The sequence below is a fragment of the Psychrobacter sp. I-STPA10 genome (assembly GCF_021012795.1).
Taxonomy (GTDB): domain Bacteria; phylum Pseudomonadota; class Gammaproteobacteria; order Pseudomonadales; family Moraxellaceae; genus Psychrobacter.
Genome location: NZ_VFYU01000022.1, coordinates 1 through 18,413 on the forward strand (window position 1 = coordinate 1; position 18,413 = coordinate 18,413).

The 18,413-nt window shown below is 42.0% G+C and carries 13 protein-coding genes; 5 read left to right on the forward strand and 8 right to left on the reverse strand.

Annotated elements, in window-relative coordinates:
• The coding region (locus tag FHK89_RS10695) for an ESPR-type extended signal peptide-containing protein (protein WP_230660016.1) at positions 1 to 4,431 on the reverse strand (4,431 nt) is incomplete at its 3' end.
• A 425-nt stretch (positions 4,432 to 4,856) separates the two neighbouring features.
• On the opposite strand from FHK89_RS10695, the gene FHK89_RS10700 reads away from it, so the two are divergent.
• Entirely contained in the window at positions 4,857 to 5,006 is a 150-nt protein-coding gene (locus FHK89_RS10700) for a hypothetical protein (protein ID WP_230660019.1), read from the forward strand.
• Between the two features lie 146 nt (positions 5,007 to 5,152).
• Here FHK89_RS10700 and FHK89_RS10705 read toward each other — a convergent pair whose 3' ends face one another.
• On the reverse strand, positions 5,153 to 5,962 hold the full coding sequence (locus FHK89_RS10705) for an enoyl-ACP reductase FabI (protein WP_230660023.1): 810 nt from the start codon (positions 5,960 to 5,962) through the stop codon (positions 5,153 to 5,155).
• A 503-nt stretch (positions 5,963 to 6,465) separates the two neighbouring features.
• Here FHK89_RS10705 and folE point away from each other — a divergent pair.
• The gene (folE, locus tag FHK89_RS10710; protein ID WP_230660026.1) at positions 6,466 to 7,044 is read left to right on the forward strand and encodes a GTP cyclohydrolase I FolE; all 579 of its coding nucleotides are present in this window, start codon (positions 6,466 to 6,468) and stop codon (positions 7,042 to 7,044) included.
• Positions 7,045 to 7,076: 32 nt separating this feature from the next.
• Here the strand turns inward: folE and FHK89_RS10715 are convergent, their stop codons facing one another.
• The 3 genes from FHK89_RS10715 to FHK89_RS10725 form a co-directional block, all read right to left on the reverse strand.
• On the reverse strand, positions 7,077 to 8,834 hold the full coding sequence (locus FHK89_RS10715; RefSeq protein WP_230660028.1) for an ABC transporter ATP-binding protein: 1,758 nt from the start codon (positions 8,832 to 8,834) through the stop codon (positions 7,077 to 7,079).
• 54 nt (positions 8,835 to 8,888) lie between these two features.
• Positions 8,889 to 9,902, reverse strand: coding sequence for a tRNA dihydrouridine synthase DusB (gene dusB / locus FHK89_RS10720; protein WP_230660031.1), 1,014 nt, complete (start codon positions 9,900 to 9,902; stop codon positions 8,889 to 8,891).
• A 94-nt stretch (positions 9,903 to 9,996) separates the two neighbouring features.
• Positions 9,997 to 10,455 (reverse strand): HIT family protein, encoded by a 459-nt coding sequence (locus FHK89_RS10725; protein WP_230660034.1) that lies wholly within the window; start codon positions 10,453 to 10,455, stop codon positions 9,997 to 9,999.
• Between the two features lie 361 nt (positions 10,456 to 10,816).
• Here FHK89_RS10725 and FHK89_RS10730 point away from each other — a divergent pair, with 361 nt between their 5' ends.
• The 3 genes from FHK89_RS10730 to FHK89_RS10740 all read left to right on the forward strand — a co-directional run bounded on the left by FHK89_RS10730 (position 10,817) and on the right by FHK89_RS10740 (position 15,008).
• Positions 10,817 to 11,596: a hypothetical protein gene (locus FHK89_RS10730; protein ID WP_230660037.1), complete on the forward strand. Its 780-nt coding sequence runs from the start codon at positions 10,817 to 10,819 to the stop codon at positions 11,594 to 11,596.
• A 110-nt stretch (positions 11,597 to 11,706) separates the two neighbouring features.
• On the forward strand, positions 11,707 to 13,611 hold the full coding sequence (gene ilvD / locus FHK89_RS10735) for a dihydroxy-acid dehydratase (protein WP_230660039.1): 1,905 nt from the start codon (positions 11,707 to 11,709) through the stop codon (positions 13,609 to 13,611).
• A 143-nt stretch (positions 13,612 to 13,754) separates the two neighbouring features.
• Positions 13,755 to 15,008, forward strand: a complete 1,254-nt coding sequence (locus FHK89_RS10740; protein ID WP_230660042.1) for a cation:proton antiporter — start codon at positions 13,755 to 13,757, stop codon at positions 15,006 to 15,008.
• Between the two features lie 125 nt (positions 15,009 to 15,133).
• On the opposite strand, the gene FHK89_RS10745 is transcribed toward FHK89_RS10740, so the two are convergent.
• The 3 genes from FHK89_RS10745 to FHK89_RS10755 all read right to left on the reverse strand — a co-directional run bounded on the left by FHK89_RS10745 (position 15,134) and on the right by FHK89_RS10755 (position 18,326).
• Positions 15,134 to 16,534: a serine hydrolase domain-containing protein gene (locus tag FHK89_RS10745; RefSeq protein ID WP_230660257.1), complete on the reverse strand. Its 1,401-nt coding sequence runs from the start codon at positions 16,532 to 16,534 to the stop codon at positions 15,134 to 15,136.
• Between the two features lie 258 nt (positions 16,535 to 16,792).
• Positions 16,793 to 17,314, reverse strand: a complete 522-nt coding sequence (locus FHK89_RS10750; RefSeq protein ID WP_329958709.1) for a beta-lactamase hydrolase domain-containing protein — start codon at positions 17,312 to 17,314, stop codon at positions 16,793 to 16,795.
• A 106-nt stretch (positions 17,315 to 17,420) separates the two neighbouring features.
• Positions 17,421 to 18,326, reverse strand: coding sequence for a MaoC family dehydratase (locus tag FHK89_RS10755; protein WP_230660045.1), 906 nt, complete (start codon positions 18,324 to 18,326; stop codon positions 17,421 to 17,423).
• Between the last annotated feature and the right edge of the window lie 87 nt (positions 18,327 to 18,413).

Here is an 18,413-nt window from a genome sequence, read left to right on the forward strand (position 1 = left end):
ATTGTCAGTGACTGTGACGTTGTTACCCGCTTTGACTTCTGTTTTCGCTGCTTTCGCTGCTGCGTTTAACTGACTGACATTTACTGCATCACCAGCATCTTTACCACCTTTTAATCCAGTGATTTTGTCACCATTCATATCAATGCCATTACCATTTATGGTAGGACCATCGGTAACAGTAATACTGGTTAATCCGGTAAGTACTGGATTTAGGGCAACTTGTACACCACCGCTATTAGCTGTCGTTTTGATATTACTATCACCAGTAAAGGCAACGTTATCTCCTAGCTTTTTAATACCTGTAGTTGTACCACTATCTGCATTAAAGGTTAGACCTTTATTGTCAACGGCATCTTTAGCTGCTGCACCTTTTACAATGTCTGCTTTAGTGTTAGCACTAAGGTCAACTGCGTAGTCTGTTGTGTCATTAGTCTCTGTACCTGCTGTGACTGTAACAGCATCTGATCCTTTTGATACTGTGCTCTTCTTAGCATTGACGGTATATATCGTCGGATCAGTGTCTGCTTTGGTAGCAGTATTGTCAGTGACTGTGACGTTGTTACCCGCTTTGACTTCTGTTTTCGCTGCTTTCGCTGCTGCGTTTAACTGACTGACATTTACTGCATCACTAGGTGCATCACCTGCTTTGACATTTTTGATAACGTTACCACCGTTATCCAATCCGGCATTGGTCAGACTGACTGTATTTGTACCACCTTTAATGGCCAGGCCACTGTCGTTCAGTGTGCTGTTACCTGTGGTCACACTGGTGAGTCCACTTAGGTTTTTAGCCAACTGAACCCTCAAGCCATCAGTGGTATTTCCACTGATACCGATGTTGTTTTCTGTCGCTACGTCTGTAGCGCCACCTTTGATATTCAATGTCTCGCTAAGTTTACGCTCGACTTTAACTCCGTCATCTCCAACAAAGGTCAGTGGTGCATTTGCCACAGACTTAAGCTGTGCGACGTTTACTGCATCACTATCAGCAGAGCCAGCAGCGAGGTTGGTTATCTGACGAGTATTATTACTATCACCAAGCGAAACTGCTCCTAGCTCACCTTTTACAGTTGCCTTAATTTCATTATTGTATGAGCCTTCGACTCCATAAACTTGATTCTTAATAAAAGTAGCATCTTTATTGACGGATAGTGTAGATGGTGCACCATATGAAGAGGTAGTATCCAAATTAGCACGGTCTGCTACGCTATTTGCACCAAGGGCAACGCCATTGGCTACTTCAACCTTGCTAGATGCTCCAAGGGCTGTACCATTCTCTGCTTTATTGGTGACACTACTATATGACCCTAGGGCTACGCCATTGTCTGCCTTTTGAGCGATACTGGCATTTCTACCATATGCACCACCACCTGCAGCCTCAACCTTCGAGGCATTACCCAAAGCAATACCACTGACCGATTTTTGAGTTACTTCTGCAGCTTCACCAAAAGCGAAGGCACCATCAGACAAAGCTTTAGAATCTGTACCAATTGCTACGGGCGTCCACGATAAGTTTTGAGCTACAGTTTCTCCATCATATTTGGCGAATGCTCTTTTACCAATCGCGATGCTACCTGTTTGCCTAGTATCTTTGCCATGTCCTGCACCTTTACCTGTAGCATTCGCACCCATACCAATGGCAATACCACCGCCAATGTTTGTTTCTGCACGTGCACCAACAGCTATACCACCACCGTTTTGCGGCGTCTCTGCATACGCTTTGTAACCAATAACCACATTGGGGTCTTTTTCTTGATTTTTTGTAGTGCCATCACCAACTTCATTTTTATGTGGTGCTTCACTTTGTGCCCCTGCCCCAATGACAACATCACCTATACGACTAGCTTGATAAGTGCTAGCCGTATTATCATTACTATATTGAGGATCATTATATTTGGTACCGTTGTTCGCTCCACGACCGATGACAATCGCATCTTCAGAATATGCTTTGGCATTTACACCCATTGCCATTGAGTGAGACCCATATGCACCTTTGTTAGTTGCATTCTGATCACCATCATTACCAAGAGCACCATAATTAGTCGAGGGGTTTACACTGTAATATTTAACCGTACTACCACGCAACTGTGCTACATTCACCGCATCAGTATCTAATGAACCAGCAGCAACATTGGTGATTTGGCGGGTTTGGTCTTTATTACCAACCGAAAATTCTCCAAGATAACCACCCGTCGATTTTACAGTTTCTTGTACTGCTTTTACTGCATCATCATTACCAAAAGCATAGACAGTGTTGTCTTTAATTGTAGTATCAGTTTCATAATTTATCTGGTCACTACTGGTTTTGATTGTTGAACCAGTAAACAATTCACGCGTTGATTGCGATTGTGAGCCAAATGCCACCGAAGATTTTTGCTTGGCATAGGCATCCTTACCAAAAGCGATACTGTCATCAGCTTTGGCATAGGCTAATGTACCAAAAGCAATTGTGTTACTTCCTGTTTTCTCACCTATGCTTTTTATGCCTTTATTACGTTCGTCCGGCTTGTCTGACTCAAACTCAATATTTTCTACACCACCTGCTGTCGCAGTAAGACCCATAGCAATAGAATTATCGCCTAATGATTGCGCATGCGTACCCCAAGCCTGCGAATTATGTCCTACTGCCATATTACGGCGATAATAATTTTCGCCCACTTTATCAGCTTCGCCATACGCACCAACACGTTCACCAGAGCTTACCCCAGAATCATATTGACTAAGCTTTGGTGCTGAATATTTATCCTCAACCTCTGGCTGTACAGTACCAAACCTCTCATAGTATTCTTTAAATAACCCACCAGAACGGTTACCACCATTGGACATAGATGCATAACCAAAAGCAAGGGAGTCATTACCCAATGCTGTAGATTGTGCACCCTGAGCAGTAGCACGCAAGCCAAGTGCAACTGATTCACTAGTATACGCCGAAGCCTTCTGTCCTATAGCTGTTGCCTTCTCTATAGCATCTACTTTATCATCTTTATAGTTGTTATCCGCTGCAAATGCGCTACGTCCAACAACAGTATTATTTGGACCTTTAGATAAGGCACTACTACCTATCGCTATACTATATTCTCCACTATCAGAACTATATAGAGTTTGACCTGATTCTGCTTTAGCATTAGTCCCTATTGCAATAGACTCCGTTTTTTTCGCTTGTGCAAATCTGCCTACTGCTATTGCATATTGTCCTGTTGCACCAGCAGCTTTATCAAAGCGTCCACGATTACTGTTTGTATTATTTGCATTATTTGTATCACTACCTCCTGTTGCATTACTACCATCGTTAACATGAACAAAGCCTGTAATATCTGCAACTGAACGCAACTGCGCCACGTTCACCGCATCGGTATCTGCCGAGCCAGCAGCAAGCCCTGTTAATTGACGAGTCTTAATATTATTACTATCAGTCGTATCACCAATAGATACAGCACCCCAGTTACCTTTGACTGTACCTGCAACTTTACCATCAGCATCTGATAGTGCATAAACTTGATTTTTACTTAGATCTAGATTAGAAGCATTATTGGTAGTAATTGGCTCACTAGTAGTATCAAAACCAGCACGATCCGCCACTGACTGCGAGCCAATAGCAATTGAACTAACCACTGTTGCTTTAGCATTAGCACCTACAACCGATGAACGCTCCGCTTGCGCCCAGCTATTAGCACCCAGTGCTAATGCTTTTTCACCTTCATAAGCAGTATCTATTAAACTTGAACTTATTCCACTATTTTCTTTTACCTTACCAGCTGTTGCACCATTACCAAACGCAAGACTGTCTTTGGTGAGAGCTTGGGTTCGCGAACCAACAGCAGTGGAGCCTGTGCCTAATGAAGCCGTTTTTCTATAAGTCCCATCACCAATATTACCATCAAAGTATCCATACTTTAATCTATCTGCTTTAGCTTGTGTACCACCAGCATCATCAGAGCCAAAAGCGACTGAGCCACGACCAGCGGCAATAGTGTCATTACCGATTGCTGTTGCATTTGTCCCAGAAGCTTCAACTCTAGATCCAAAGGAGACGGACTGGATTCCTGTTGATTGAGCTAACACACCTACTGCCACGGCACCGTTTTTATTGGCTGTTGGAGCTTTATTTGCTTTTGTATCTGGTCCACACACAAAACTTTTAGTAACTGCTTCAGTACTACCTGAAACTTGATAATATTTACACGTAGTATCAGTATCAGTATTAATCGTATTGGTAGCAGGAGAATTCAAATCTTCAGCCATCGCCTGCCCACTCATTCCCAAACACACCAGTATGGCAGAAGACAAGCTGGTTAACTTTAATATTGCACCACTTACTTTGGTAGTGCCTCTAGCATAACTACCACCTTTGCCTTGCGAGCGAGCATACTCAGCGACAGCCACAAATGTACCAGTGGCTTTACAAAAAATGACTTTATAGATATGGTTCATGATACTACCTTGTAAAAGAAAAAATAAAGAATTGTTGGTTAGAAGATACTACATCTGCCACACTTTTTATTGAAAAATTACCCTAAAGTGAGAAACAGTAGTTATAAATGGCAAAAATAATGGTTGGAAAGAGAATTTTAACTGATAAATTTTATATTTGAGATTCAACTATAAAAAAACTTTACTAAATTATATAAGATAAATAACATTTTTTTGAATTCTCTCCTTATATACCTCATCGCTATTATATATACATAGCTTAGCCATAAGTAATTTTTTTTTCAAATATTTTTTCAAACATCGCTTATGAAATATATTAATAACGCCACTAATTTGCACAACAGTTTACACTTGTATTTAAACGTAGTATATTTAAATACTCATCATTATATACAATATAATACACTTAAAAGGAAGAATCTCTTATGACAAATTCGACTGATCCTACTACCAAAATGACACCTAGAGACATCAATCAAGACCATTTAGAAACAAACGAGCAACAACGCACCGATGATTCGGCTCTTGAGATGATGAAGGGTATGCACGATCATGAAGATCATGAGGAAGACTAACACCAATTAGCTGATCTGAGTAATAAAGATTGATCCGTTTAAACGCAAACTCAAAAAAAAAGGTGTCTGACTATGAATAAGATAATCAGACACCTTTTTTAGTAGGTAACTTTTGATTTATAACATATTGTTATGACATATATTATTTATTCTTCTTCTTGATTTGCCAACATGATTTGCTCGCTCATGCCCACGATATTAAATCCCGCATCAACAAATAAAATCTCTCCTGTAATCCCTGATGCCCAAGGTGATAATAAGAACAATGCTGCATTACCCACTTCATTTTGGGTAATATTGCGCTGTAGTGGGGCAATTTTTTCATTCATATCCAACATTTTACGAAATGACTGAATACCACTAGCAGCAAGGGTACGTATGGGTCCTGCTGATATAGCATTGACTCTGATACCCTCACCACCCAATGATGACGCCAAATAGCGTACACTGGCTTCTAAACTCGCTTTTGCCATCCCCATTACATTATAGTTTGGTAAGACAGAAATACTGCCTTCATAGGTCAATGTCAGTAATGAGCCATGACGCTTGGCAAGTAAGCTGCGAGAGGCTTTGGCAAGTGCCACAAAGCTATAAGCTGATATGTCATGTGCAATTTGGCTGCCCTCCCGTGTGGTAACCTCAGTAAAATCACCATTGAGCTGATCCATCGGTGCAAAACCAATGGCATGTACCACACCATCAATACCATCACCCCAATGCGCATTCACCGCATCAAAGCAAGCGGTTATCGATGCATCGGATGCCACATCACATTCTAATACCAGCTCTGCACCAAACTCCTCAGCGGCTTTATCGACACGTTTTTTTATCTTGTCATTGGGGTAAGTTAAAATCAAAGAAGCCCCTTCACGGTGTAATGCCTCTGCAATTGCCCATGCAATAGATAGTTTACTGGCAATACCAGTCACCACAAAACGTTGACCTTGTAATAGCATGTTTTTTTGTCCTAATAAATGAATTGTTGGCAGTTCTATATTAAAGGTAATAATGATTACCCTTTTTTATGATTAAAATAATAACTAAAAATAGAAATTACTATAATATAAATAGGCTGTGTTACTGTTTAATATATAAATATAATTGTCTAATACCACGATTTAATTAAACAATAAATGAATTAATGTCATTAACAATAATGATTGGTTTTGATTTTAGTTTACAACTGTAGCCTTGGTCAAGCTCTGTTAGTTTTTATTAGTAGCTATGACTGCGCAAACCTCACGAAAACCGATAAAACATCTGCGTTCCATCCTGAGTAAATTTGTTGCTAATTTTAGATTCATTCAGCAAAATTTTATTTTTTCACCCTCTTCAGCATACCAGCTTGTTAGCAACTGCTATTTTTTGCAGGATCATGGTGACTTTTTACGAAAAATCCTTTACAAATTCTCTTTTACGGTTAAGCTATAGCCACGTTTTCACTACTGTAATAGAGATCATGTCTGAACAATCCTACCCCAATGAAGCTGTATATCAACAATTGATTGCCTCTACTGGCGAAGACTTAAACCGTGCTGGGCTAGTTGATACGCCCATAAGGGCTGCCAAAGCCTTTACACACCTGACCCAAGGCTATCAGCAAAGCTTAGAAGAAGTCACCAATAAAGCGGTGTTTCCGACGACCAACCAAGAAATGGTATTGGTACAAAACATTGAGTTTTATTCATTGTGTGAGCACCATCTACTGCCCTTTCATGGAGTTGCCCATGTTGGTTATCTGCCTGATGGTCAAGTCATCGGCTTATCCAAAGTTGCCCGTATCATTGATATGTATGCCAGACGCTTACAAATACAAGAGAACCTATCACAGCAGGTTGCTGATGCCATCATGCAAGTGACGAACTGCCGTGGGGTTGCGGTGGTGATGGATGCCTCGCACATGTGTATGATGATGCGTGGCGTCAACAAACAGCAGTCCACTACTCGTACTACCGCTATGACAGGTGAATTTGCTAGCAATCAGCAAGCCCGTGCTGAATTTTTGGCAGCAGTACCAAAACGTCAACCTGCGTTTTAATCACCGTTATTTAGCCATATACGCCATATATTTTATGTCATGCTGGCTTGCACCAATCGCTGCGTGTATTCATGCTGCGGTTGGTTGAATATTTGTTGACTATTGCCCATCTCAACACAGCGACCTTGTTTCAATACCATAATATGCTGGCACAATGCCTTGACTACTTTGAGATCATGACTGATAAACAAGTAGCTAATACCAAATTTGGCTTGAATGTCTCGCAATAGCTCAACCACTGCCACTTGGGTGGTACTGTCTAGTGCTGAGGTTGGCTCATCTAATATCATTAATTTTGGGCGCATCACCAATGCCCGAGCCAAAGCAACTCGCTGTCGCTGTCCGCCTGATAATTCATGTGGATATCGCTGTATAAAGCTACTGGGTAGATGTACGGTTGCTAACGCATCTTGTACTGCTTGCAATCGCTTAGACTTATCCACACCTTGTACCAATAGCCCTTCTTCAATAATCTGTAGTACATTAAATCTGGGGTTAAGACTGGCAAACGGGTCTTGAAACACCATTTGTACTTGGCTACGAAAATCTCGTAATTTATTTTTGCTTAGGCTATTTATATTAGTATGGGCAATTTCAATCTCACCTGTTACCTTAGCATGATGACTCAGTAATCGACTGATTGCCAAGGCAGCAGTTGTCTTACCAGAGCCTGACTCACCAACAATACCTAGGGCTTGTCCTTGTGGCAGATGAATGTCGATATGTTGCAGGGCATCAAACCACTTATTTACTTGCCCAAACCACCCTTTTTGTAGCGCAAACTTGACTGACATCTGCTGCACATCTAATACATTTAATACATTGGTATCTGCTGTACTGTTATGCATATTGAGTGGCTCACCAAAATCCTGCTGCATCAACTGCCGAGTATAGTCAGCCTTTGGCGCATGAAAAATTGCCTCAGTTGTACCCTGCTCGACTACCTGACCTTGGCGCATAACAATAATATGGTCACTATAACGACGTACTAGGTTGAGATCATGACTAATCAGCAGCATCGCCATATCACGCTGCTGCTTAAGGCGATCTAAAAGCCTTAATACTTCATGCTGCAATGTCACATCGAGCGCAGTCGTTGGTTCATCTGCTATCAGCACATCAGGGTCTTGCGCCAATGCCATGGCAATCATTACACGCTGCCGTTGTCCGCCCGACAGTTCGTGTGGATAACGATGCAACTTACCAAGTGGATCTTGAATATTAACATCTTCAAGTAATGCAATGCTGCGGGCTAAACGCTGTTTTTTACTCACGCCTGCCAAACGCAAGCTCTCATCTAACTGCTTACCAACCTTATGCAGAGGATTGAGCGCGGTCATCGGCTCTTGAAAAATCAGCCCTATACGGCTGCCACGCACTTGCTGCAACAGCTTCTCACGTTGCTTTGCTTTCAGTGGTTTAGGCGTATGCAGCGGTTGGATAAATTCCCTATTATTATCATTGGTGTCATCAGTTAGGTTATCCATGTTATCCATGTTGTCTAGGTTATCTAGATTATGTGCCGCTTGGCTAATTTGAGTCATGGGCAGCTCACCAAACTCTGCCAGTTGTGCTTGTCCATAAACGCTTAGGCTATCTGGCAGCAATCCCAACAATGCCATACAAGAAAGTGATTTACCAGAGCCTGACTCCCCCACAATGGCTAAGGTCTCCCCTTTATTTAACTCATAGGATAAACCATCTACCAAAGTTTGTCGGTTGTTCTTACCAGCACTGTGCTGCGTACTATAAATACTCAAGTTTTGTAGCGATAAAATGGGAGTGGTCATAGACTAAGACTTGTATGGATAATAAAAATTAAGCAGGGCGTTATAAAAAATAGGCTATGGTTCATTTTCATGTGCCGATAAAAACTCATCAACAACTCGAAACTGCCCTGCGGTACTCTCCTGAGTATACATGGCTTGGCGAAACGCATTAGAGTTAGGAATACCCGTGGTGTACCATGCAATGTGCTTACGGGCAATACGACAACCAGAATATTCACCATAAAAAGCATATAACTGTTGTAGATGGTTTAACACAATCTGCTTAATTTCGCTGATACTGGGGGCAGGTAATTGCTCCCCTGTATGCAGATAATGCTGAATATCACGAAATATCCACGGCTGACCCTGCGCGGCACGTCCAATCATCACCCCATCACAGCCTGTCTGCTCATACACTGCCATTGCCTTTTGGGCGCTATCAATATCCCCATTGGCAATCACAGGTATGCTTAGGCTATTTTTAACGGCTTTAATCAGCTCATAACGAGCAACACCGCCATATTTTTGCTCACGTGTACGCCCATGAATGGCAATCGCCGCCACGCCAGCTTGCTCAGCTTTTTGCGCAATGCGTAAGATATTTTCTTCACCATCAGCATAACCGAGTCTGGTTTTTAGGGTGACTGGCACATCGACAGCATTCACTGCGGCATCAAGCAGGCGCACCACCAGATCTTCATCTTTGAGCAACGCTGAGCCTGCCAGCTTACGGCAGACTTTTTTGACGGGGCAGCCCATATTAATATCAATGATTTGCGCGCCATTATCTACCTGAAAACGGGCTGCCTCGGCTAATTTATCTGGCTCTGCTCCTGCAATCTGAGCAGAAATTGGCGCAATTTCACCCTCAAAATTAGCCCGATACAACGACTTGCGACTGGCATAAAGTGCGGTATCGGCGATGATCATCTCACTAACTGCATGCCCTGCACCAAACGACTTACACAAGCGTCGAAATGGGTTATCTGTTACCCCTGCCATGGGCGCAACCATCAAGCGATTGTCAATGGTAAGACCAGCGATAGTTAGCGGTGCTAATAAAGGGTGGGCAAAGCTTTTATCATTCATATCTATCATATATATACAGTATCACTTCAGCCAATCGCTTATCTTATGCTACTTTTTATACTAATAACTATCTTATGCTAATAATTATCTTAGGCTACTGGTTATCCATCTCAACATCAGCAATGGCTTGTGCCAACTGTTTGGCTTGCGCTGCCAATAGTGCTTGGTCAGCTTGATCAGCAGCGTGTATGCCAAGCTCATGGATATTAGAAGGGATTAGATGCACATGGTAATGAAATACGCTTTGCCCTGCTTGTGCGCCATTTAGCTGCATCTGAATAATGCCTTCACGCTCAAATACTTGACGCTGCGCTTGCATCACTTTTTTGGCAGTCATCAATACAGCAGCAGCATACTCAGGCTCAAGATCTGCCAAATCCACCGCTTGCTGCTTAGGAATGACCAAAACATGTCCATTGGCTTGCGGCATGATATCCATAAATGCCAGTGTTTTATCATCTTCATAAACTTTATGGCAAGGAATTTGTCCTGCAATCATTTTGGCAAAAATATTGTCATTGTCATATTGTGTCTTGTTCACTGAGTTACTCATGGTGTTCTCCTATTTGTGATGTAATAAAAAGTGTAATGCAATAAATAATGTTAATATCAGTTATCATACACGCAGCAAGATAGAATAGGTTATCAGCTAAGTTTGTTATAAAATAGCACCTTGATTCTACATTGACAGCTTCTTCTCACCGAACGATTCGCCAGTAAAAGCTGAATGTATTCACTAATAGATAGTGTTTCAAGTGGTTATTTTTAATAAATTACCATAGTTTCGTTTCAGCCCTCCCCCTAGCCCTCTTCATCTTTGGAGGCGGTTTAGGGAAGAAGTAGCATACGTTTTAGAACACCACCCACTAATAAAATATTCATTAATCATCAATTCAATATGGTTGCTATCATTTATGTCTATTGATTCTCAGCATTTCAAATCCATACCAGCCACCGTCAATAATGATACAGGCACAGCAACACTGCCTATCAAACCAACTGCTACTACAGATATAACTAGCAGCGATATTAACACAACGCCCACACCAATGCCTAGCAGCGATAATAGCACTGGCAATGAAGCTGAATCTAGTTTCATACTAAATCAACTACTTATTGATGACTCATTGCACTGGCAGGTACATAATTGTAAAATTAGCCAAAAGCTGGTGAGTCAAACTCAGCCCATGCCTTTTTTGTATCATTATGATACGCTAAGCGATGATTTAAAAGCAGCAAATCCGCTGACAGCAGACTTGTTAGCAAAGTTTAATATACCCATGCTACCAGCAGAGGCAAATTTATTACTTTCACTGCCCAACAACACCATACCCACGCCTTGGCAAGTGAAGATTATCGGCACTTTGGTACTATTTTGTGAGCAGCTCCAAATTGCCTTGCGGCTCAAATTTACCAATACTGCCAAACAGATGCAGCCTATTTATACCACCCAGCAATCCAATGCTGTGCAACAAGCCTGTCAGCAATGGCACTTGTTTGATGATTTATTTGTACTCAATAAAAGCACAAAAATCATCAAAGTGCTGGCAACTGATGCGTATCTGTCTTTGCCAAAAGCTGAAGATTATCAACGTATATCAGGGTCAGCAGCATTAATAGTATTTGAAGAGATAGAAACTCAGCCAAAACTCAAAGAGATGATGAACACAGCAATACAGCAGCGAATTGAATAAATACTGAATGCTAATTTAAGTGAATAGTAGCAAATTTACTGTAATAAAAATCCTCAGTATCTATTCATATAATGCCACTTAACTATTGATATTTCATTTAAGGATATGACATGCAATACCGCTCCAAAACTTCTACCGCTGGACGTAATATGGCAGGCGCACGTGCGCTTTGGCGTGCCACTGGCATGACAGATAAGGATTTTGATAAGCCTATTATTGCTGTGGCAAACTCATTTACCCAGTTTGTACCGGGGCATGTGCATCTAAAAGACATGGGGCAACTGGTGGCTCGTGAAATAGAATCAGCAGGCGGTGTGGCAAAAGAGTTTAATACCATTGCCGTTGATGATGGCATTGCCATGGGTCACAGTGGTATGTTGTATTCACTGCCCAGTCGTGACTTAATTGCCGACTCTGTTGAATATATGGTCAATGCGCATTGTGCCGATGCACTGGTCTGTATTTCGAACTGTGACAAAATCACCCCCGGTATGCTTATGGCTGCCCTACGCCTCAACATTCCAGTAATATTTGTCTCAGGTGGCCCGATGGAAGCGGGTAAAGTATTGGCATCAGAGCTTGCACCAAGTCATAACAACCAAGGGGTAGAAAATAACCAAAGTGACACAACCAAGTCTGTGCGTAAGCTTGATTTGGTCGATGCGATGATTGATGCTGCCGATGATAATGTCAGTGATGCTGATGTCAACCATATTGAGCGTTCGGCTTGTCCAACTTGTGGCTCATGCTCTGGTATGTTTACTGCCAACTCCATGAACTGCTTAACCGAAGCCTTGGGGCTATCACTACCTGGCAATGGCTCACTACTGGCAACCCATGCTTATCGCCGTGAGCTATTTTTGCAGGCAGGTCGTACCATTGTCTCCCTTGCCAAACGCTATTATGAACAAGGTGATGACTCAGTATTACCCCGCTCTATCGCTACCAAACCTGCCTTTGAAAATGCCATGAGCCTTGATATCGCCATGGGGGGGTCAACCAACACCATTTTACATCTACTCGCAGCCGCCAATGAAGCCAAGGTTGATTTTAAAATGGCAGATATTGATAAGCTCAGCCGTAAAGTTCCTTGTCTATCAAAGGTCGCCCCTGCAACGCAAAAATATCACATGGAAGACGTACACCGTGCAGGTGGCGTCATGGGTATTTTAGCCGAGCTCAATCGTGCAGGACTACTCAGTACGGACATTCCGACTGTACACAGTGAGTCCATGCAAGCAGCATTAGATAAATGGGATATCATGAATCCTGATAATACTGAAGCACGTGCTCTATATATTGCTGCCCCTGGCGGTGTACGCACCACACAAGCCTTTTCACAAAGCAAAGAGTGGTCAAATCTTGATGTCAATCGTGAGTCTGGCTGTATTCGCAGTAAGGCACATGCCTACTCGCAAGATGGTGGTTTGGCTGTATTGTTTGGTAATATCGCTGAGCGTGGCTGTGTGGTAAAAACAGCAGGGGTTGATGACAGTATTTTGGTATTTACGGGTCGTGCGCGGGTCTTTGAATCACAAGATGATGCCGTTGATGCCATTTTGGCAGATAAAATCGTGGCTGGTGATATCGTTATCATTCGCTATGAAGGTCCAAAAGGTGGGCCAGGTATGCAAGAGATGCTCTATCCGACCTCTTATCTAAAATCTAAAGGCTTGGGCAAGCAATGTGCCTTGCTTACTGATGGACGTTTTTCTGGGGGTACGTCAGGATTGTCCATTGGTCATGCCAGCCCAGAAGCAGCAGAAGGCGGTGCTATTGGTTTGGTAGAAGAAGGCGATACCATTCATATTGATATCCCCAACCGTAGTATTGAGCTACAAATCAGTACAGAAGCGTTGGCACAGCGTCGTGAACAAATGAATGCAAAAGGACGCAGCGCATGGAAACCTGTCAGCCGTGATCGTCAAGTCAGCCAAGCCTTACGTGCCTATGCTGCCATGACCACCAGTGCTGATACAGGTGCGGTACGTGATGTCAGTCAAGTAGAGCACTGATATCTAGCCTAATACCTAAGTATAAAAAGTCAGCTACGGCTGGCTTTTTTTACGTATAACTACTGGTTTTAACTGTCTTTTTACGTCATCATAATCGGTTATTTTTTTATATTAACTACTGGTTAAAGTAGCAGTGAGCAACCATGATTGATACTTACAATTCTTTTTTACTGTTATGTGGTATGGCTTTTTTATTTGGTGCATTTGTACCACTAATATTTAAAAAATTGCCCATATCGTTGCCCATGGTACAGGTGATGTTTGGTATCATCATGGGCTATTGGTGGACCTCGTTTCCTTTTTTAAATCCACTCGATAATGGGACAGTCATCGAAAAAATCAGCGAATTTGTGGTCTTGGTCTCATTGGTTGGTGCAGGCATTAAGCTTGATACCCCGCTACAATGGCGATACTGGCAACCCACCGTTCGGCTGCTTTTGGTCACCATGCCCATTAGTATCTTTGCCATGGCAATTTTGGGTTATTATGTCTTTAGTCTCAGTTTGGCGGCTGCCATCTTATTGGGGGCTGTGCTTGCCCCTACCGACCCTGTACTTGCTGCTAGTATTCAAGTAGGCCCTCCCAATACGGGTAGAGAAGACACCCCACGCTTTACCCTCACCTCAGAAGCAGGACTCAATGATGGACTGGCATTTCCTTTTGTTTATTTAGCCATCAAAATTGCAGAAGCATTTGCTGATGACAAACCACTGTCTGCTGATTTATTGCGCATGTGGCTGGCTGATGATGTATTATGGAAGATAGGGGCTGGCTGTGCTATTGGTATTATTGTTGGCAAACTGGTTGCCAATATGGTTTTTTCCAAAAAAACAACAGATACAGTACTATCGCAAGGTTATGTGGTCATCGCTTTAACTTTACTATCTTATGGGGCTGCTGAGTTTATACACAGTTATGGCTTTATTGCTGTATTTGTTGCTGCCTTTACCTTTCGCCGCTCTGAGTGCGATCACCATTACCATAAAGAATTACATGACTTTGCCGAACAATCTGAAGGCTTGCTAATGTCTTTGGTATTGGTTACTTTTGGTATTATTATTGGGCAAGGTCTCAATGCTAATCTTGAGCTAACATGGACGGTCTATATCGTCGGTTTCATTTGCTTACTTTTTGTGCGCCCAATCGCAGGTATGATTGGCTTACTTGGTCTAGATATCCCCAAAAAAGAAAAATGGGTCATTTCAAGCTTGGGTATTCGTGGTATTGGTACTTTTTATTATCTATCTTATGGACTCAACCAAGGCGTATTTAATGACAAAGAAGCGTTAAGCTTATGGGTCATCTGTTCAGTGGTTATCTTTATTTCTATCTTTATACATGGCATGAGTGCACCAAGCCTACTTAAAATGACTCGATCTGCCGCGAACAAACATTAACTTTACTCAGCGTAAACCTCACTCGCAACTTCAACCCGATCCAAGCCTTGCCCTTAAAAAGGAAGAAACTGGCTTTTAAGCCCTTCCCTTGACTCAAAAGGAAGGCTTGGAAGGGGTCTAACGTATCAAACCATCAACTCATCAAACCACTGTAATACCGCTTCGGTTAGTGCAAACTGGCGAATATCGGTGAGCATGGTGGTATCAAAGTTATGCACAAAGGCAAAAGCCAGTTGACGCCTAGGCTCACACCATGCCACTGAACCATTATAGCCCATGTGTCCAAAACCATCTGCCACATCATGACACACACTAAATATGCGATGATAACCCAATCGCCACTGCATGGAAGGCTTGCAAACTTCACTACTATTGTGACCCATGATGGCAGCCGCAGGCATCACTGCATCAGCACCGGTGACATGAATTTTTGTTAATTGTGCAAAGGTATCTGCATCAATCAAGGTGTTATCTTGCCAGCGACCCTGATTTGCCAACATCGCATAAATCACCGCCAATGCCTTTGCCGAAGCAACTCCATTAGCAGCAGGAATGATGGCTTGCAAGCTTGCCATGTCATAATAATCTAGTGGTTCTCTAGCATTTGCCACTAAGGCACGCTTATAGTCACTTTTACTCATACTCGACACATCAAAATACAAGCCATTGATTTGTAAAGTAGACAGTGGTTTATCCGTATTGCGCTGAGTCTGCAAATGGTATTGCTGCCAACACTCATAGCTCGGCAATTTTTGATAGATAGCCTGCACAGTGGCACTATCTGTTCTTAATGTTGGCTTTTTACTTTGCCGAGTCCGTATAGGGGTAGACGCCTCATTGCTGGCATGATTAACTTGACTGTGATCACATGGCTGCACAAAATTTTTAACTGGTTGTGCCACCTGCCCCACTTTATCAGCAGGCACACCAAAATAGACCGCATCGGCAATATCCAACGGCTCGGTCAAATAATGACGCAAGACTTGGTTTAATGGCTGTTTGCAAACTTGCTCAATCAATCCACCTAATACCCAACCTGACACCAGCGCACTATAAGCACTTTGACACTGCTTGGCATCTACTGTACTAGGTGGCATCGCTGCAATTTTTGCAACCATCTGTTGCCAATCGAGCATATCGCGACTACAAGTGGTCACCGAAGTAATATCAAATAAATTAGCTTGATGACTTAATACGTGGCGTAGAGTAATGTCTTGCTTACCACAACTGCCAAATTGCTGCCAATAATCACTAATCGGCGTATCGTAATCTAGCAGCCCTTGAGAGACTAAAATATGTACCAATGTTACCAAGACACCCTTACCAGTAGAAAAATTTAATGCCAAGGTATCTGGTGTCCATGCGCTATCTGCCAATGCTTGCCCTATTTGTGCACTTGCCAGCAGCTTATGTTGATGATAAACCACCACAGCCCCCCCTGCTGGTGCGTCCTCAAGCTGTAGGCTTTGTAATAACTGTTGTAATAAATCTTGCAGCTTACTTTGCCGTTTATTTAATTTATCCATGCCTTCTTGGCTAGATGACTGATTGTTATCAAATACTTGTTTATCAAATTGACTCATCATACATATCCTGATTAAATTTATACCATTTTTATTAATTAACCTATCAAAAAACAAGCGCAAGTACCAGTTGGCTAAACCCATATAAAAATAGCCACTTAATATAAGTGGCTATCTATAATAGATGCCATAATATATGTATACATGGCATGCTATAAATCATAGGCTCAAGTGACTATACTCACCAATTAAAATCACCAATTAACGAGGTACTAATAAACGATTATGAACTTCCTGCTCAAGCCCTGTCAAACCATGCTCACGACCTCGTTTCATCGCCGTTTCCATTTTGCGTCCTCGTAACCACCCTTGACGCAATGCCACACAAGCCCCCACTCGATTACCAGACTTGCAATGCATCAATACTCGCCGACCATGTTGCTGACGTAATATTTTATCAAATTCAAGCAAATTAAGCTGTTTGAGATCATCAGCCCCCGAAATTGGTAGATGGCTATAGGTCATGCCATGCGCTTCAACCTCAGCTTTTTCATCAAAATCTAACTCTTCCTCTGGCTGCATATTAATCACATGCTCAATGCCTGCTGCTGCTATCGCTGCGATTTTCTCTTTATTCAAAGCACCCGTCACCACCGTATTATCATCAGGGATAAATAGTGGATCTAACTGTGATTTAAGTTCGGCATTATCACTAAGTTTATCTGCTTGTGGTTCAGTAACACTCTCATTGTTCTCATTACTCATATGCGTTGTCATACCCATATTTTATGTTGAATCCATATAACAAAAGAGCCAAGTATAATTTATATTTTTATCTTGGCTCACATCCTATCAAAAATTTAAAAAGCTCATACTAGCAGATAGTTGATTATTTATCATGTGACTGAGCCGTACTAATTTTACCAAGTAGATGCGGCTTGTCATTTTTGACACTATATAGATTAAAATATATATCGTGCGCATCAGATAAGTCTGCACCATCTTCTGCAATAAGCTCAACCTCTGCTGGCAATAATATTGGCAACTTAAATGAGACACTCGCCTGATAAGCATCTGGTAGGTTTTTTAGTTTGGCTAAGCATTTTGCCTTAGACCACATACCATGTGCAATGGCTTTAGGAAACCCAAACGCCTTAGCAGACAACGGATGTAAGTGGATCAGATTAAAATCACCTGAGACAAAAGCATAACGACGACCAATGTCTTCTGGTACCTCAAACACTTCATTAATACCACCATTAGGTACTTTGGACTTCTCTCTAAGTGTTTTAGAACGAGATTTGCTTTTTTTAGTGCGTTGACGTGATAAATAAGTCGATGTTCCTTCCCATACTTTTTCATCACCAACATGTACTGTGGTCACAAAGTCAAATTGCTGTCCTTTATCATGATCTCGCAAATTATCAAAACTCACTGCCAACTTAACCACTTCGCTTTGACTAATGGGGCGATATTGAGTCACTGAGTTTTCAACATGCACCAAACCCAATACCGCAAATGGAAACGGCTCTTTGACCATCATATTCATCTGTAGTGCTTGCGACAATACAGCAAAATAGGTCACTGGCACATTACCGTCATCTACAAATCCACAGATTTTACGATACTCTGTCAAATTCTCCTGATCTATGTGTAGCGTATCTACCGTATAGGTTGATTTTGGTAGTTGCTCTTTGGATACCTTACTATTTTCACCAATGGGCAATAGGCTTTTGATGATATTAGCATAGGTGGTATGTACTTTGGGTAGAGCTTTAAAGTGCTGATCTGACATAAGGATTCCTATTGATGGGTTAGATAAATTCTAACAACTCATATCGTTGCCAGTTCATTCATCGCAAGTGATTATTAATTAACCTAT

Coding starts and splice junctions, on each gene's coding strand:
- FHK89_RS10700 (WP_230660019.1), top strand. CDS start 4,857: ATGACAAATTCGACTGATCCTACTACCAAAATGACACCTAGAGACATC.
- FHK89_RS10705 (WP_230660023.1), bottom strand. CDS start 5,962: ATGCTATTACAAGGTCAACGTTTTGTGGTGACTGGTATTGCCAGTAAA.
- folE (WP_230660026.1), top strand. CDS start 6,466: ATGTCTGAACAATCCTACCCCAATGAAGCTGTATATCAACAATTGATT.
- FHK89_RS10715 (WP_230660028.1), bottom strand. CDS start 8,834: ATGACCACTCCCATTTTATCGCTACAAAACTTGAGTATTTATAGTACG.
- dusB (WP_230660031.1), bottom strand. CDS start 9,902: ATGAATGATAAAAGCTTTGCCCACCCTTTATTAGCACCGCTAACTATC.
- FHK89_RS10725 (WP_230660034.1), bottom strand. CDS start 10,455: ATGAGTAACTCAGTGAACAAGACACAATATGACAATGACAATATTTTT.
- FHK89_RS10730 (WP_230660037.1), top strand. CDS start 10,817: ATGTCTATTGATTCTCAGCATTTCAAATCCATACCAGCCACCGTCAAT.
- ilvD (WP_230660039.1), top strand. CDS start 11,707: ATGCAATACCGCTCCAAAACTTCTACCGCTGGACGTAATATGGCAGGC.
- FHK89_RS10740 (WP_230660042.1), top strand. CDS start 13,755: ATGATTGATACTTACAATTCTTTTTTACTGTTATGTGGTATGGCTTTT.
- FHK89_RS10745 (WP_230660257.1), bottom strand. CDS start 16,534: ATGGATAAATTAAATAAACGGCAAAGTAAGCTGCAAGATTTATTACAA.
- FHK89_RS10750 (WP_329958709.1), bottom strand. CDS start 17,314: ATGGGTATGACAACGCATATGAGTAATGAGAACAATGAGAGTGTTACT.
- FHK89_RS10755 (WP_230660045.1), bottom strand. CDS start 18,326: ATGTCAGATCAGCACTTTAAAGCTCTACCCAAAGTACATACCACCTAT.